The 17,811-nt window shown below is 39.4% G+C and carries 11 protein-coding genes and 1 tRNA gene; 7 read left to right on the forward strand and 5 right to left on the reverse strand.

All coding sequences use genetic code 11. The features are described from left to right. Positions 1-18 precede the first annotated feature (18 nt). Positions 19-1,359: a M20 family metallopeptidase gene (locus H5123_RS01620; RefSeq protein ID WP_182696796.1), complete on the reverse strand. Its 1,341-nt coding sequence runs from the start codon at positions 1,357-1,359 to the stop codon at positions 19-21. 152 nt (positions 1,360-1,511) lie between these two features. Here H5123_RS01620 and H5123_RS01625 point away from each other — a divergent pair, with 152 nt between their 5' ends. Together H5123_RS01625 and H5123_RS01630 are read left to right on the forward strand one after the other, a co-directional pair. Beyond that, positions 1,512-2,030, forward strand: coding sequence for a GNAT family N-acetyltransferase (locus H5123_RS01625; RefSeq protein WP_182696797.1), 519 nt, complete (start codon positions 1,512-1,514; stop codon positions 2,028-2,030). Between the two features lie 658 nt (positions 2,031-2,688). Further along, on the forward strand, positions 2,689-4,590 hold the full coding sequence (locus H5123_RS01630) for an EAL domain-containing protein (RefSeq protein WP_182696798.1): 1,902 nt from the start codon (positions 2,689-2,691) through the stop codon (positions 4,588-4,590). An 81-nt stretch (positions 4,591-4,671) separates the two neighbouring features. Here H5123_RS01630 and H5123_RS01635 read toward each other — a convergent pair whose 3' ends face one another. From H5123_RS01635 to H5123_RS01645, 3 genes are all read right to left on the reverse strand, one after another. Continuing rightward, a complete protein-coding gene (locus H5123_RS01635; RefSeq protein ID WP_182696799.1) occupies positions 4,672-5,883 on the reverse strand; it encodes a hybrid-cluster NAD(P)-dependent oxidoreductase in 1,212 nt (403 codons plus the stop codon). 113 nt (positions 5,884-5,996) lie between these two features. Continuing rightward, positions 5,997-7,655: a hydroxylamine reductase gene (gene hcp / locus H5123_RS01640; protein ID WP_182696800.1), complete on the reverse strand. Its 1,659-nt coding sequence runs from the start codon at positions 7,653-7,655 to the stop codon at positions 5,997-5,999. 380 nt (positions 7,656-8,035) lie between these two features. Further along, positions 8,036-9,022: a DUF4382 domain-containing protein gene (locus H5123_RS01645; RefSeq protein WP_182696801.1), complete on the reverse strand. Its 987-nt coding sequence runs from the start codon at positions 9,020-9,022 to the stop codon at positions 8,036-8,038. A gap of 276 nt (positions 9,023-9,298) precedes the next feature. Here H5123_RS01645 and H5123_RS01650 point away from each other — a divergent pair, with 276 nt between their 5' ends. Continuing rightward, positions 9,299-9,967 carry a DUF3157 family protein gene (locus H5123_RS01650; protein ID WP_182696802.1) on the forward strand — a complete coding sequence of 223 codons (669 nt, stop codon included), beginning with the start codon at positions 9,299-9,301 and terminating at the stop codon, positions 9,965-9,967. Positions 9,968-10,112: 145 nt separating this feature from the next. Here the strand turns inward: H5123_RS01650 and H5123_RS01655 are convergent, their stop codons facing one another. Beyond that, on the reverse strand, positions 10,113-10,373 hold the full coding sequence (locus H5123_RS01655; protein ID WP_124015199.1) for a DUF5062 family protein: 261 nt from the start codon (positions 10,371-10,373) through the stop codon (positions 10,113-10,115). Positions 10,374-10,699: 326 nt separating this feature from the next. Between H5123_RS01655 and H5123_RS01660 the strand changes: the two genes are divergently transcribed. The 4 genes from H5123_RS01660 (at position 10,700) to H5123_RS01675 (ending at position 17,578) form a co-directional block, all read left to right on the forward strand. Then, on the forward strand, positions 10,700-12,850 hold the full coding sequence (locus tag H5123_RS01660) for a M3 family metallopeptidase (protein WP_182696803.1): 2,151 nt from the start codon (positions 10,700-10,702) through the stop codon (positions 12,848-12,850). Between the two features lie 198 nt (positions 12,851-13,048). Continuing rightward, positions 13,049-13,138: transfer RNA gene (locus H5123_RS01665), tRNA-Ser, on the forward strand. A 465-nt stretch (positions 13,139-13,603) separates the two neighbouring features. After that, positions 13,604-16,819: a putative Ig domain-containing protein gene (locus H5123_RS01670; protein WP_182696804.1), complete on the forward strand. Its 3,216-nt coding sequence runs from the start codon at positions 13,604-13,606 to the stop codon at positions 16,817-16,819. A gap of 297 nt (positions 16,820-17,116) precedes the next feature. Continuing rightward, positions 17,117-17,578 carry a hypothetical protein gene (locus H5123_RS01675; protein WP_182696805.1) on the forward strand — a complete coding sequence of 154 codons (462 nt, stop codon included), beginning with the start codon at positions 17,117-17,119 and terminating at the stop codon, positions 17,576-17,578. Positions 17,579-17,811 lie beyond the last annotated feature (233 nt).

The raw sequence follows: 17,811 nt of genomic DNA on the forward strand, positions 1-17,811 counted from the left end.
TCGCTGAACACTTGGCATTTATTGCGCTGGCTGATTAAATAAATCCATCGCGGTGCGCGTCATCGCTCTTACACCAGTGCGAATCGTTAACGGATAATCTGGTGCAAACTGACTCGAATGCAAAGACGGTAAGGTATCGCCAGACTCAAGGCTCGCTTGATACAGGCTAGGGTCGACCCCGCCAAGCCAAAATAAGGTAATAGGACGTTTCTCTGGTGTAAGTCCATATAAACCAAAATCTTCGCCAGCCATTACTGGCGGTGCAACCAGCACATTATCACGACCTAACTCGGCTTCAATACTGGCTTTAACCTTAGCGGCTAATGAGGGATCGTTATACGTTGAAGGGATAGTTTCATCATCATGCACATACACCACAGGCATAAGCTCATCAGGCAAACCTGCACTTATTGCGATACCCGAAGTAATCCGTTTAATCGCCGCGATTTGCTGCTCACGAACCTCAGGATTGTAAGAGCGTAATGTCAGTTGCAGCTTGACCTCATCGGAAATAATATTGTGCTTTGATCCACCATGGATCGAGCCAACAGTTACCACATTAGGCTCTAATGGTGACACTTCGCGGCTAACAATGGTTTGCAGTGCAAGTACGGTGCGCGCAGCAATAACAACCGGATCTATGGTTGCGTGCGGATAAGCGCCATGGCCGCCTTTCCCCTTAATGGTAATATCAACCGAATCAACATTCGCCAAGGCATAACCGCTTACGGTGCCGACTTTTCCTGCTGGAATTGCTGCACTAACATGTAAACCAATAATACTATCTGGTGTTGGGAATTGATCAAATAACCCCTGTTTAAGCATGGCTTTTGCACCACCACCGACCTCCTCTGCTGGTTGAGCCACCATCATTAACGTACCTTGCCAATCGGCTTTGTGAAGCATCAATTGTTGTGCTGTGCCAATTAAACTGGTCATGTGAATGTCATGGCCACAACCATGCATAATCCCCACGGTATTATTACTGGCATCTACTGTGGTCACGGTCGAGGCATATTCTTTGCCCGTTTGTTCAATAATAGGTAAGCCATCGATGTCAGCGCGGATCATCACCACTGGCCCATTACCATTTTTAACAATGCCAACCACACCATAACCACCAAAATTTGACGTCACTTCAAAACCGAGTTGTTTGAGCTCTTGCGCCATACGTTGACTAGTGGCTTTTTCTTGATATGACAATTCAGGGTGTTGATGCAAATGTAAATAAAGCTGCTCAAGTTTAGGCAAAGCTTTAGTGACAGATTGATCAAGTTCACTTGCAGCTGCTGTCAATGACAGTGACGCAGCTGAAATCGCTAACGCTAATAACGGGTAAACAACACGAAGGCAGGCCATATTATTCTTAATTGTCGGAAATTGAATATGTTAACCTACCACAAGCTTAGGCCACTTTGTAATGGGTTTTAATTTCCTGGTAATCGCTTAAAAGATTAACTCATTGTGGTCATACAGAGGATAAGCAGGGAAACCAATCAAAAGGAAAAATAATGAAAGTCATTACTGAAACGCCAAGGTTAATTATTCGCGAATTTACTCTTGAAGACGCTCCTGCAGTATTGCACTTTAATACCCCTGAGCAGGTTAATCGTTACACTGGCGATGCGGGAGTGTGCACAAGGTTGCAAGATGCAGAAAACATCATTCGTGATATTTGGTTAGTTGAATATCAACAGTACGGTTTTGGTCGTTGGGCTGTAGTCCTTAAAGATAACAATACTGTTATTGGGTTTTGCGGTTTTAAAAATGAAATCCGCATCAATGCCATTAATATTGGCTACCGCTTACATCCAGATTATTGGGGGATAGGTTTAGCCACTGAAGCTAATAAGGCTTGTATTGAATACGCAAACAAACATATGAATTTAGACATTGTTTATGCCGATGTCGCCGATGCCAACAGCGGTTCAATTAATGTTGCGACTAAACTAGGAATGACCTACCACTCCCAATACCAAGATGGCGAGTTGACCTTCAATCGTTATGTGATGTCATTTAACAACAACTAACGACCTCTGATCCCAAGTTCAAGTTAAGTACTCAATTTAACAAAAGCTCTAACCGCAAATTGCTTGCCTGCTTTGCCAATAAAGCAGGCTTTATGATCCAAGCTGACGATTAGCCAAGCTCATGTTTCACTATCAAGTCCAGCTTATAAAAAAAGCAAATTTGATTATAAAATAAGCGCTTGTAAGCAAAGAGATAAAAGTCATTTTTGAATGATTTTTTTATACACTAAATTAAACACTATCAATGCCAAGCTAATCCATATAACCAGACCAGCTGCGCTCGAACTCGCGACAAAAACATTAATAACCAACATAGTGATAGTATTTATGTTAGCTTGTTATTGTACGTTGTAAGGGATCGATGCGAGATTCATGGATGAAAGAGTAGCTACGGCAGTTAGCCCGTTATGTAGCATCACAATGGACTCTTTAGAAATTACCCAACCAGTATTTCCCTTCATTCAAGACCTCACACTATCTCGTTGCACTTTACACAAAACTTTTAAGCATTTGATTTTAAAAAATAATTTGTAACGATTCACTATTTTAAATGTTAATAATCTCGAATTCGCCAATGTTACAGAGTGGCGACCTGTTGACGTATCTCGTTACGTACAAACAGTATGTTTTTTGAGTAACAATAAAATAAGAGGTCATAATGTTGTTGAAAAATAACACCATTTCAATACCGCCAGAAATGCTAACGTCTTGGCAAACGGCTGTCGACCTCATCGCCAAGGTCGCTAAAGTGCCAGCATCATTGATCATGAAACTTCATGCTAATGAAGTGGAAGTCTGTGTCGCCAACAATAACACCGATAACCCATATACACCCGGGATGAAGGGCAAGCTAGGCCATGGCTTATATTGTGAATCAGTGATTAAACAGCAAACTGAATTACACGTTGAGAATGCATTAAACGACCCCCTTTGGAGCCAAAATCCAGATCTTGCCCATGGGATGATTTCTTATTACGGCTTACCACTCAATTGGCCCAACGGCGAGACCTTTGGCACCATTTGCGTATCAGACAAAAAAGCAAAAGGCTACTCCGCCGACATCATCATGCTATTGGAGTGTTTTCGTAAAAATGTTGAAAGTAATCTAGAAATACTTGATCAAAAGGAAAAACTGGTACAAGCCAACTTACTATTAGAAACTCGTATTGCGCAGCGGACTTTTGAATTAGAGAAGCTTAACAATGAATTAATGCAAGAAATCGACTCACGAGTTGCAGCGGAAAAACTATTAGATATTCAACAACGTTTTGATATCGTTACTGGCTTGCCTAAATTCAATCAGCTCGAAACCATGTTTAACCAACTGACAACAAAAAATGAATTTACCTGTATTTCAGTAATCCATTTCAGCATCACCAACTTAAAAGTCGTTCAAGACGGTTTAGGTTATGACATCAGTGAAAAAGTGCGAAGTATAGTGGCGCAAAAGCTACAACGCTTTATGACGAATAACACCTATCTTGCCATTGTCAGTGAGACGACCTTCTGTATCGTTATCACCACAAAAAAACGGCTGTTCGCGGATAAAATAGCGAATTTTTGCTGTCGATTATGTCAGCACTTTGGCCAAGAAATTTATGTCGAAGACTTGTCATTATCCGTTACCACCGCAATGGGAGTCGCATTTTATCCTAACGATGGTAGCCGATTTATGGACCTATCCAGAAAATCCAGTGCGGCTCTGTCTCATTGTGAAACAGGTAATAGTAATAGCTATAAGTTCTTTAACCAAAAAATGGAATCTGAACTGTCTAGTCGCATACAAATGGAATCATTACTAAGAGGCGCACTTAAACGCGATGAGTTGTCGTTACATTACCAACCGTTTGTATGCACACAAAGCAAAAATGTTGTCGGTGCTGAAGTGCTGATAAGATGGCATAACCCAACGTTAGGCCAAGTTTCACCAACTGAATTTATTGAAATTGCAGAACATTCAGGACAGATCATTGAACTAGGTTATTTTGTATTAAGAAGTGCGTTGAAACAATTAGCTTATTGGAGAGAACTCTATAATCAAGATTTTTATCTGGCGATCAATATGTCACCCATACAGCTAAAAGACAGCTACCTAGTCGACAAGATTGTTAACTTGCTTGAGTTATACAAAATACCTGGCCATTTACTTGAAATTGAGCTGACCGAGAATGCGTTAATCCACGATACAGTATGTGCCCAAGATGTATTGAGCAAGTTAAATCAGCACGGGATCCGTTTATCGTTAGATGATTTTGGTACTGGCTATTCGTCACTCAGTTACTTACAACATTATCCGTTTAATTCGGTTAAAATTGATCGCAGTTTTATTTGCAATCTTGATACCTCAGAACAGAGCCGACAGTTAGTCAGCACCATTATAGCCATGGCAAATAACTTACAGTTATCATTGGTTGCAGAAGGCGTTGAAAATCAATTTCAAGCCGACTTTGTGGCGACACAAGGCGCCAACATCTGGCAGGGTTATTATTTGGGTAAACCAGTAGATGCTGATGATTTTGCCCAACAATACTTAATCACCTCGATCACCTCACAAGATTAGTCGTAACCAAGAGTAGACTCGTAGCATTAAATGTTTACTGGCTAAGTGTTGAAGCTACAAATAGGGAGATATTTACCCTAATCACATTTGTAAGCGTACATTCGAGGTTATTTTAGTTGAACAGGCCAACACAAACCCCGCGGAAATTTCGTCTGGCGTTAACGCCATTTGACTAGACGATACCGTGGTGCCCGAAACAACCTGGCATTTACACGCACCGCATACGCCAGAACGACATGCGGCAATTATCGGTATCTTTGCTGACTCGATACCATCAAGTAGGCTTTGATCGCCGCTTAACGGCACCTGTTTGTCACCTATACTCAACATAAACTGCTCGGTTGATGGATTACTTTCTAATGCAGCTTTCAACCCCATGGCACTACTGGCACCAAAGCTTTCTTGATTGAATTGACTCATATCAAATTCGGCAGCTTCAAGCATTAATTTTACTGCCGCCATGTAGGGTTCAGGTCCGCACACAAATACGGTACGCTGTTGATAATCTGGCACTAACTTAACTAAGGTTGCTAAACTTAAACGACCACTTTCACAACTTGTAGAGGCATATTTATCAGTCAAATTTTGCTGATTATCATCAGACTCAAGTACATAATTAAGATTAAAATGTTGGCTACGAGATGCCATCGTCGCCATTGAATTGGCAAACATAATGTCATCGACCGTCTTGGCACTGTGTACAAAGGCAATATCGCTATCGGTGGTGGTATCGCAAAGCCAGCGCGACATAGAATGCATTGGTGTCACACCGCAACCGGCGCTTAAAAATAAGTATTTATCGGCCTCAATGTCGACCAAGTTAAATATCCCATCAGGGCCAGTCACTGTCACTTCATCACCTACGTTGAGAGACTCAGTTAAGTAATTAGACACCACGCCACCAGCTATTTTTTTAATCGTCACCACTAGTGAAAATGGTCGTGAAGGTGACGATGAAATAGTGTAACTGCGATAAACCTTGTCGCCATTAATATCTAACTTAAAGGTAATAAACTGCCCCGGTTTAAAATTAAATTTAACCGGTGTAAGACCCTGAAAGCGAAAGCTGACCACATCGTGGGTTTCATGCCATTTTTCAACACAGCAAAGCTGTACCTCGCCTCGTTGCCAGTTATCGGCAGCCAAAAGTGCTTTCGGACTAACCTGTGCTGTAGATTCAAGCGTTGGCGTGGTCTTGATAACGGGGGCCTCGTTAACAGGTGTAACAGATTTAGCTGCTTGGGCACAAAGCGCTTGTGAAAATGAAAAACCAACTGAGGGAGTACTACTCATTTAGATACCTTTAACGCAGTAAAAAACACAGATAGCAATATGAAAATCTCATATCGTTTTAGTCGTAATCGTGCAAACAAGCCTGGCTTAGATGCACGATTGTTATGACAGTATTACGCTACCTTGATCATCGCTTTTAAGTCTGATTCAACATCGGTAGTGGTACGTAAACCAAATTGTTGCTCAAGGATATTGGCCAAGTTTTCAGTTAAGAACCCTGGTGCACTTGGGCCTGTACGAATGTTTTTCACCCCTAGAGATAGCAAGGTTAACAACACTACAATCGCTTTTTGCTCAAACCACGACAACACAATGCTTAACGGTAAATCATTAAGGTCACATTCAAAAATGTCCTTTAACGCTAACGCTAACTGAATCGCCGAATAAGCATCATTACACTGGCCAATATCTAACAAGCGTGGCACACCGTTAATGTCGCCAAATTCCAATTTATTGAATTTGTACTTACCACAACCTAAGGTCAAAATAATTGAATCATCAGGCACAGACTTAGCTAAGTCTGTAAAGTAATTGCGCTCTAATTTGTCACCATCACAACCACCAATTAAGAAGAAGTGCTTAATAGAACCATTCTTAACGTTTTCAACCACTGTTGGTGCTGCAGCCATTAATGCATTTCGAGCAAAACCGATAGTGATAATGTGAGGGATTTCATCATAGATAAAGCCTTCAAGCGCGAGTGCTTTGTTAATCACTTCGCTAAAGTCATCACCTTCAACATGGGTCACACCAGGCCAACCGACAATACTGCGGGTATAAATGCGGTCAGAGTATTCACCCACTGTAGGGTCGATAATGCAGTTTGAGGTCATCACCACTGCGCCAGGGAAAGTGGCGAATTCTTTTTGCTGATTCTGCCAAGCACCGCCGTAGTTACCGACTAAATGCGAGTATTTTTTAAAGGCTGGGTAAGCCAAAGCGGGTAACATCTCACCGTGAGTAAAGACATTAATGCCCTTGCCTTCGGTTTGTTGCAGAATAAGCTCTAAATCTTTCATGTCGTGGCCAGACACTAAAATCGCCTTGCCTTTAACAGATTTTGTATTTACTTGCGTTGGCTCTGGGTGGCCAAATGAGGTAGTTTCGCCCAAATCTAACATCGCCATAATGCGATAGTTTAATTGGCCAATTTGCATTGCTGTAGCAAATAATTTGTCAGCATCAATAGAGTCTTCGCCTAAAAATGCCATGATGTTATGGAACTCAGCTGCCACATCAACGTCAGTTTGATCTAATACGCGAGCATGCTCCATATAAGCAGCCGCACCTTTTAAACCGTATAAACATAATAAACGTAAGCCAAGAATATCTTCATGCACGTCACCACGATTAGGCAGTGCCATGGGTGCTTGGGCTAACATTTCAGGCTTTGAAGCGCCGAGCAATAACTCGCCTTGGGCGCTGACCATTTCTGGCTCTACGCCCTTGCCTTTACAGGCAGCCATATAAGCCGCTTTTAATTGGTCACGATAGGTTTGAGCCTGATAGGCATAATCAATTAAACGGTCATCATCAAAGTTTACGTTAGTCAGTGTGGCAAAAAAGGCTTTAGGGACAAACACATCAATGTCGCTGTCTACAATGCCAAACTCACGGGCTTTAACTGCGTAAGCAGACACGCCTTGCAGCATATAAATTAATAAATCTTGAATATCAGACGTCGACGCTAGCTTGCCGCACATACCTTGCGAGTAACTACAGCCATTGCCTTCCGGTGTTCTAATGGTTTGCTCACATTGCACACAAAACATAACTCTACTCCTTAAATATTATTCATGTATAAATTTTACATGTTAAGGATGAGTTTACGCTTTACCCTGTAAATCAACAGCCGTTTTTGGCACTAATGTCAGCTTTTATGAGCTACATCACCTTCAGCAATCGCTAATATTAGCGATTTGTTATTGGGTCATTTCGATGGGGATAACTGAGGTATGACGCGCAAAAATTATTATCGTTCGCAACATAATGAGCATAAATATCGGAAAATAACCTAGCTAGAGTCAGTAAGACATACAAGCAATGATGTCTTACTGATTGTTAGTTGATTGACCAAATCAAATGGGTAAAAAGTCTTGTTAAAAAATATAACGCATTAATAAAATGATAGAAAGTTCAACTAGCCTCAGCACTAGCCACCATGCCCTTGATGATGGCCACCATTGCCGTTGCCGCACTCATGTATCGTTTGTTGTCCGCCGAGAGGGCCAGATTCAATGGTGATAGCGCCTGCATCTTCATACATAGCAAAAAGCCCTGCGCTAATGTCATCAATGATTGGATCATCTAAATGACCTAAACAACTATAACCAACGCGGTAATTGCCTACAGGCAAATAGCCCATTGCAAAATACCAATCTCCATCCGCAGTTTGTAACAATCGGCTCACCGATAACGGAGCCGTTAGCCCTGCTGGATGTGTTGTGCCCATATCGGCCATTTGATCAACAGAGGTGACACTTTCAGGATATAAATAGGCTAAATGATAAAACTCCCCACCAACAGGAGTGACAGCAGCATAGTCAGTTTCACAATTGGCAATCCATTGCGGATCAACCTCGCCAATTAAATGTCCCATTTGACTATTATCCACTGACCACATTGCACTATGACTTAATTGGTATTGTTCCTGCTCCCTTAACAAACCCCGATATAAGTTAATTTCCAACGTCATTAGACGTTGTTGGTTAGCAATAATCTCAACATCATCTATTGGTAAATAACCATTTTCAACTTGCAAACTATGACGGCCTTGACCATCTTCAACATAACAACCTTGATTGCCATCACCCTGATCAATTGTCACGTGAACATTATGATATTGGCCAACAGGTAGATCGATATTATCAATGGCAAGATGCCGGTTCATGCCTTGATAATCGAGTAAATTAAACTCCCTATGTTGCAAACTATAACGGTGAATTTCACCCGCTGCGTCTGTCATAACAAGTTCATTCATCACTAATCCTAACCGAGACACTCCAGCCATAGGCGCATCAGACACCCCTAAAGAAAACTGCCCTAAAGGGATAACCTCATCGGTTGTGCTATCGCTGCCACCACAAGCGCTTAGTAATAAAACCGTAGATAACATTAATACTGAATAATAAGTTTTCATCACACGTCCTCTATGTATTCGAAACCCAACCAGTGTTGCGCACAAAGAGGTACCTAAATTTGATCAACATCAACAAACTGCGTTTAAAACAGTATATTTTTTAACCTTAAACTCACAATCTACAGTGGACTTACGCATAACCTAGCCACAGCGATAAAACCATACTTAACATGAGCGGATATAATATGGATCTACAATCTTACTTTATTTCCAATTCAACGATAAATGTACGTAGAATGAGCCAAAGTAGTAACGACTTTCAATCAGGACGAATAGATGAAAACCAAACTTAATGCGATCGCATCAGCCCTATTTTTATTCCTTGCTCCAGCAGCAATGGCCGCCGATGTCGCGGTGATCACCTTAGAAAATGGCGCCAATGTTCGCCTAAAAGACGATTTCACTTGGGAATACATCATTACTGAAACCGTAACCCAAGCAGAGCTCGCTGCTAAAGCAGGCATCACAGAGCAAACAAGCATAGCAACACCCGCTACAATTGCACCAGCAGCCCCTGTTGCAGCGCCAAAGGTAACCATGCCAACTGCGCCAGCAGTTAATACTCAGGTATCAACTACCCGTTTAACGGCAGCGGCGTTAGCACAGCCAGAATTATTAGCGAGTACGGCTAAAGATGGCATTAAAATAACCCTTGCAGACACAAAATGGAAAGGCGATAAACTCGGCTTAGTGTTCGATTTTGACAGCACCAGCAACGAACATGTCACGGTTGTTGAAGTTGAAGTGAGTTTTTACAATGACATGGGTGAGTTGCTTAAAACAGAAAAGCTTGAAGCCTGGGAAGCGATATTCCGTATGCCAGAAACTTACCTGCGTAAAGGCCAGCATCGTCAAAGTGATGCAATTTGGGTAGAAGGTATTAATAAGCAGCAATGGCAAAAACAGTTGATAAGCTTAAAAATTGTTGAAATTGAATCACGCTAGGTCAATAGCTAAACACTAAAGTATCTACGAAATATAACAGTCTGGATTAGAGTCAGTACCAGCAATATAACCTTAACATCAATAAAAAAGCCCAAATGAAATAGCATTTCATTTGGGCTTAATTCTATGGTGCCTGTTGATAACGTTAGTTTAATAACTCATGCTCTTTAGGCAGCTGCTTACTAATCCACAATATCAATTTATGTTTGCGATTCGGGCCATCATCTTTATCTTCGGCCAAGGGCTGAATTAAATTGTCTTGCACTAATAATCGATAAATACACTCGATTTTATCTTTTGGTGAAATGCCTTTGCCAAAATCATCAAAACCACGCTTTTGCGCATATCCCATGCCAATCTCCATCGCGAGCTTGAGCAGTTTTGTATCGTGTTTACCTGCTTTCATCTATCACCCTCATCGTGCTACTTATTGCTATTAAGCTACGCGAATATAGCCAAATTAGCACTACAATTGCGCTCGATTTGCAGCAAAATCTAACAAATATCACTATTGGCAACTTTAGTTACAATAATTAATCTTAGTTAATCCCTTTAACCTTTGCGGCAAGGCACAGGCTTGGTATTGTATTAAGTTATACCAACTGATGAGCAACCGCTTATTTTTGAGTTTGGTACGATTTCATTACGTTTTTATTGTCACTATTCAGCCACGCAACACATTTTGAATAGGCATACAAACACCTAAAAGGGCCAAGACCCAAGGATATTACAATGCGTAAAACACTTATTACCACTGCAGTTAGTGCTGCATTGATGCTCAGCGCGTGTTCAGAGCAATCAGCAAACACCTCAGCGGCAGCCGAAACTGTAGAAGCATCAACCATGACCCAAGCACCAGCAACTGCTGAAAACGTTCTGTTAACACCAAGCCCTTTACAATACATGGCTCCTCAGTTCGACAAGATAACCACTAGCGAATACTTACCAGCATTTGAGCAAGGTATAAAAGAACATAATGCTGAACTCGCAGCAATTACTAATAACAGTGAAGCGGCCACATTCGACAATACTATTGTTGCACTTGAAAAAACCGGTGCGATTTTAGATCGCACACAACGGGTATTTTTCAATCTGTCAGGGCTCATTTCAGATGACAACTTCACCAGTATTGAAGAACAAATAGTACCGAAACTAACGGCACATCAAGACAATATCTATCTTGATGATAAGTTATTTGCTCGCATTCAAGCGGTTTATAAAAACAAAGCAACATTAACTGGTGAAGACTTACGTTTAGTTGAAGTGTATTACGACCGTTTTGTCCGTGCCGGCGCTAAACTGTCTAATGCAGACAAAACTAAAATGCGTGAATTAAACGGTGAATTAGCTAAATTTGAAACCAGTTTCTCGCAAAACGTATTGAAATCATTTAAAGATGACGTCATCGTCGTGACAGACAAAGCCATGCTAGATGGCTTATCAGACAGTGACATCGCTTCATTGGCCGCTGCCGCAAAAGATGCTGGCAAAACGGGCTACATGATCACCTTAGTCAACACCACCACTCAGCCGCTATTGTCTAGCCTGAAAAACCGCGATTTACGTAAACAGCTATGGGAAACTTCAGCTTATCGCGCCATGGACACTAACGCGCCATTAAACATCAAAATTGCTCAACTGCGCGCACAAAAAGCTGAACTACTCGGCTACCCAACATGGGCTGCTTATTCTCTTGGCGACCAAATGGCCAAAACCCCAGAAGCCGTTTACGAAATTCTCGACGATTTAGCCCCTAAAGCACTGGTTAAAGCAAAAGTGGAAGCCGCTGATATTCAAGCTGAAATCGTTAAAGACGGTAAAGACTTCAAACTTGAACCATGGGACTGGGCTTACTATGCTGAAAAAGTTCGTAAAGCCAAATATGACCTAGATGACGGCCAAGTTAAGCCATACTTTGAAATGAATACCGTATTAAACGACGGTTTATTCTTTGCAATGAATAAGCTTTACGGCATCACGGTAAAACCTCGTACTGACTTACCTGTGTGGCAAGAAGACGTCACCGCATATGAAATCTTTAATAAAGACGGTAGCTCTATTGGTTTATTCTATTTAGACCCATACGCGCGCCAAGGCAAGCGTGGCGGTGCATGGATGGATGAGTTAGTCAGCCAATCATTCTTGAAAGGCACTAAGCCTGTTGTCTACAACGCACTGAACATTCCAAAGCCAGCCGACGGCCAACCAACGCTAATGACATTCGACGAAGTGAGCACCATGTTCCATGAATTTGGGCATGCTATTCACGGGTTATTCTCACAAGTTAACTATCCAAGCCTTGCTGGTACGTTAACAGCTCGTGACTTTGTTGAGTTTCCATCACAAGCAAACGAAGACTGGAGTATCGACCCACAAGTGCTAGCCAACTACGCTAAGCACTATAAAACGGGCGAACCTATTCCAGCAGAGCTACTAGCTAAAGTATTAAAGTCGCATACCTTTAACCAAGGTTTCGGCACAGTTGAATACTTAGCAGCAGCCTTACTGGATATGGAATGGCACTCAATTACTTCAGATACTGAAATCACTGACGTGGCAACCTTTGAAAAACAAGCACTCGCAAAACACGGTTTGGATTACACACCAGTGCCTCCTCGCTATAAAACTACCTACTTTAGCCACAGCTTCGGTGGCGGTTACTCAGCAGGTTACTACGCGTACTTGTGGACTGAAGTTTTTGCCGCTGACGCGTTCTCTTACATGATGGATAACGGTGGATTAACCTTAGAAAATGGCCAAAAATACCGTGACACTATTTTGTCAAAAGGTAACAGCCAAGATCTAATGCAAGACTACATCGACTTTACTGGTAAGAAACCATCAACGGATGCTTTACTAAAGCGTCGTGGTTTAGTTAACTAGGTATTATTGTCGTTACAGCAGCCTCTCTTGTTGGTAATTAGCCAGCAAGAGAGGGCAGTAGCGAAAGCGCGTTAAAGACTAAAAAGGGTAAATATTGTGCAAACGCGAGCCTTTTTGTGTCATTTTGCACATTTGTTGTGCCATCGAACACATCAAGGCTTTACATTTTCGCCAATACCCTTATTATTCACCGCGTTCGGAGGGATGGCAGAGTGGTCGAATGCACCGGTCTTGAAAACCGGCAACGGTTTATCCCGTTCTAGGGTTCAAATCCCTATCCCTCCGCCACATTCAAATAAAAAGGCCCGCTATTTATAGCGGGCCTTTTTATTGGGCGAAAGATAGGACTTTGAGCCCAAGAGCTCCACTTTGTTACAAACAAGCCATTACTCAGCAACCTCAAAAAAACAACCTGATTTGCTGATATCTATTAAATAATATGCCTTTAAGCCAACCATCTACTCTTAAGTACAAAACAAACCTGCACTCTTTAAGGACCTTATTCAATGTGTTCGGCCGAATATAGCACGTCAAATAGTGTTAAATTTAGGCTTATTAACTAAATAATGACAGTGTTATTTTTAACAAAACACTTTTAACAAAACGGCAACCATTGTACAATTTCGTGGCAACAAGTGGGCTCGAATAGTTGCTGAAATAGATAAAATTTAGCCATATAGAATCTTTTTCAATATAAATCAAAATTTCGGCAAGACCTACACAGGAATAATAATTTAAGTCGAAGGAATCGATATGAGAATTGTTTATTTAATGCTTACCCTTTTGTCTTTTCAAGCTATAGCTCTTGAAGACAAAGATTTTGTAAAAACTTATGACCTCAATAAAAACCACTATTACTTAAGCACTGGATTTAAAAACTATGAACATTTTAATCACTTTTCAGTCAAAGCTGGTACTTTTTTTCAAGCTTGTAATGACAATGGACTACAGCCTTGGGTAATAAAGCATGGTGAGGTCGTACCACAATTGCTATGGGAGGATGGTTCAAAATACATTAACTGTTCATCAATTCAACAGGTAAATAACAATACATATCAGCTAAGTAAAGATGAAGTTTTATTTAATCCTTTTCCAACGAATGATATATTTGTTACGGATGGAACAACCCAAGGAACTCGAATATTCAACGAGTTTGAATTAATAAAAGAAAGCATTGGGACGTTTAAAGATCCTGTTGAAATCCCTCAAAACATATTGAAAATTGGGAATGACAACTACCTTTACTCACTGCCTGATGGTAACTATTTATTCAATATAACAACGAAAAAAAGCCATAAATTTCATAATTTAGAGCGTTTTTACAATCAAAGAGAGTGCTCACTTTGGGGATCTTCGGTAGTTTGCATATTGGAAGGTAAACTTTACATTTCAGATGGAACAGTAAACGGAACAAGGTTAATTTATGAATCTGATGACGAAGACCGATATAACTTTGCTGACACCAACAAGCAAGATGAATTTGTTACTCTTACTTTATTAGGGGAACAATCTAAACTCATTAAAATAAATATTGAAACAGGTGAGAAGCATACTTTATACGAGGCGAGTGAGAAATGGTTTTTATCCAAGAAAATCATACATACCAATGACGCTTCATTTTTTGTAGCATTAGCCATAAGCTCACTAAATGAATCAGAACTCACATATAATTTATTTAAATATAGCAATCAAACTAAAAAATCAGATTTTATCTATAGAGATAAAGTGGAAAATTATTGGGGCGACTTATCAATATACTATATAAAAGATCAACTATTAATAAAAGGTAATAGCAATCCTCACTCTAACAATCCAGACGATTTCTTTTCATTAAGCAGTGATAATACGTTATCAGAAATAAAACTACCAGCTAATGAAAATCAAGTGGGATACATAAATCAAACAGATGATGAGATTTACTTTTACTGCGCTAGTAATGGTGAACATATAAAGGCTTACTCGCCAGAAACAATGACATTTTCGGATACATTTTTTAGTCAAATAAATTATATCTCTCAATCATTTGTCCATGACAACAAATTATTTGTTGATAAAATCTTAAAAGAAGCTAGTTATGGAAATGGATTACATATATTCAACAATATCACTAAAACATTTGACTATGTTTCAAGCGTAGAGAAAGGTACGCATACAGTTTCAAGTGACATTCGTTTTTCTAGTATAAATAATTCAGATATTTTTGCTTATGGTTGGTTAGATGAAGAAATAAAACCTTTAGAAAAATTAGGTTTTAATGAAAGAAATGGAAACCATGTATTTTTTAAAATGTCGGTTGAAAATGGGGTAGAAGTAATTAACCAAACCTTACCTAACGATTATCCGAAATACGGAAATAACGCTATAACAAATATGGAAAATGATGTCTTTTATTTGTTAAATGGAAAAGTAAACAAGTATGATAACTCAGCTCAATCTTCGAGTGAAGTATTTAATTATGACAGAGATATTCCTGGTGGCTGGATAAATAAGTTATTATTCACAGATGAAAATAGATTGTTTGTAGAAGCTAGCGCTAACGAATTAAGAGTTATTGATACACAATCAAGTAAATCTTTCTCAACTAGTGATTTGGGTTTAGAAGCTGATTCGGTGTACCAGTGCGGGCAACTTGTTGTATCCCAGAAGTTTTCATATGATACTGAAACGAAAATGAACTTTCACAAATGGAATGGCAGTCAATATACTCTTAAACAATCAATAGGCGTCCTATCCAGCAGTTATGATGTATATCACTTAGATAATAAAAATGCTAAATTTTATTACCTTAAAGCAATATATAATCAAGATTATGTTCCTAAGCAAACACTTTCAATTTATTCTTTCGATTGCCAAACTGAAAAAGCTGAAAAGCTATATTCGCTTGAAGAAGATGAAAACACTCAAGATATACAGTATCTTGATAATAAAATAATATTCTCAAGCTATTTATATGGAGCTAATGGTTACACTTCGAAGTTGCAATCTTTAGATCTTAACACAAACAACTTGACGATTTTACATGATGACTATTCTCAGTTTAATTCTGCCTCTATGTTTTATACGAATAAGGGCGCGTATCATTTCAAATTAGAGGATGGAAAATTTAGATTTTCTTTGATCTCAAATAATACCAGTACTGAACTGAGTAGTTTGAATATCTCCAATATGTTTATGTCTATTTCACCATTCACGCTTGATAATGACCCAAAGAGCTGGATATTTCTACCCGTTACACTTTTAGATGGACTGCTTCAATTAGCAGTATATATGCCTGAGTATGACCGTTGGCACACAATAAAAATTCCAAACGTTTATAATGAAACAACTTTTATTTCGCAAAGTTTTTATTTGGACGGACATTATTATTTCCCATATGAATCTTACCCATATGGCTACGAAATGTTTACTGTAAATCAAAACTGCTTAGTATCTCAAGTTGTTCACGATGAACAATGTAAAACACCGTACGAAAATAGGCCTCCCATCATGCTAAATATTGATAGCCCAACGTTGGAAGCTAATCAGTATCTTTATATTCCAACCAGAGCATGGGATGAAGACATGGATAAGTTAACATACTCCATTAGCCAAACACCTAGCTGGGTGAAGTTTAACTCTGAAAATGGAGAAATTTATGGTCAAATTCCAGCAGATTTCAATACAAATATAGACAATATCATTGTCACTGTTTCAGATGGCACACAAACAACATCCAGTTTGCCATTTTCTATTAATATCAAAACCGATGATGGGGGAGATGGTAATACTGACACTAACGAAAACGATGGAAGTAATGAGACAGACCTACCAACACCTGATAACTCTGACAAAAGCGGTTCATCTGGCGGTACAATGTTCGTTGAAATGTTATTAATCATTCTTGTACTGCTATCGAGACAAAAAATGTTGATAAACTATATCAATTATAAAATACGAAGAAATAGGACCAAGCTTAATAGCTTTCGATGAAACAGACCTTTTGAAAGAGCAAGTTAAGAACTGTGCGAAACGGTTAGTCTAGCGATATGGTTATAAACGGAAGAATCTCTCATTGAGATCTCTCCCACTTTTTAAATAACAATAAACAGGGCTGTAAAAATTAATGGTCGCTGCTGAATAGACTACTAATTTAACAAGAATTATTCAACTATTTTGATTGAAATTGATGAATTGAGTACATTGAGCATAACTATCACCAAAACAATGAAAACGAATTATGTTAATTGCCCATATATGGCTTGGTTTTATTGGTTGGGAAACTTTAAAATGATATCAATCAAGTATTTGATTATTATTCTGGCCGTAATTAGCTTCTGCGTTTGGCCGAGTAATTATAAGTCTACTTATATAACAAGAGTAAATGCAGCAAGCTACGATGTAGAAATACAAGTTAAAGCAAGTGAAATATACGGTATGTACAAAATTGATGTAAAGATAGGAAGTATTCCAACAAAATTTCATTGTTTAAAATTACATAAAGTAGATCTTGGTATTTATGGTGATAAAGGACCAAATGCTATTACCCCTTTAAATTTGAATTCTGACGGTGATTTATATTATTCTTTTTATTTGAAAAAGGATATTTTGGTAAGAACAAGTATTGGGATAAACTATTCCAATACCTTGAGTGAAAGCCAATGTGAGCAATTGTCTTTGAATGCGTTTATCGTTGAGTTGTCAGCTTGGAAAACAAGCAATTCGGATGTTTTACAATTAGATGAGGAATAACCCATAAAGTATTCAGCTGAAAAGTATATAAAACAATTTTTAAAGGCTCATAATTATTGACTTTTTTCACCTTCAGGAATAAAGTCAATCTTAGTTAGCAATTGCAGACTTTGAAAGTATTAAGCCGTGCAAATAAATGAATTTAAACGACTATTTTAACTACTCAATTTGAGAGCCTGGGTTCAAATCCCTCCGCCACATTCAACGGGGAAGCCTCATCAGCAATGATGGGG

Source organism: Shewanella sp. SR43-4 (assembly GCF_014163845.1).
Taxonomy (GTDB): domain Bacteria; phylum Pseudomonadota; class Gammaproteobacteria; order Enterobacterales; family Shewanellaceae; genus Shewanella; species Shewanella vesiculosa.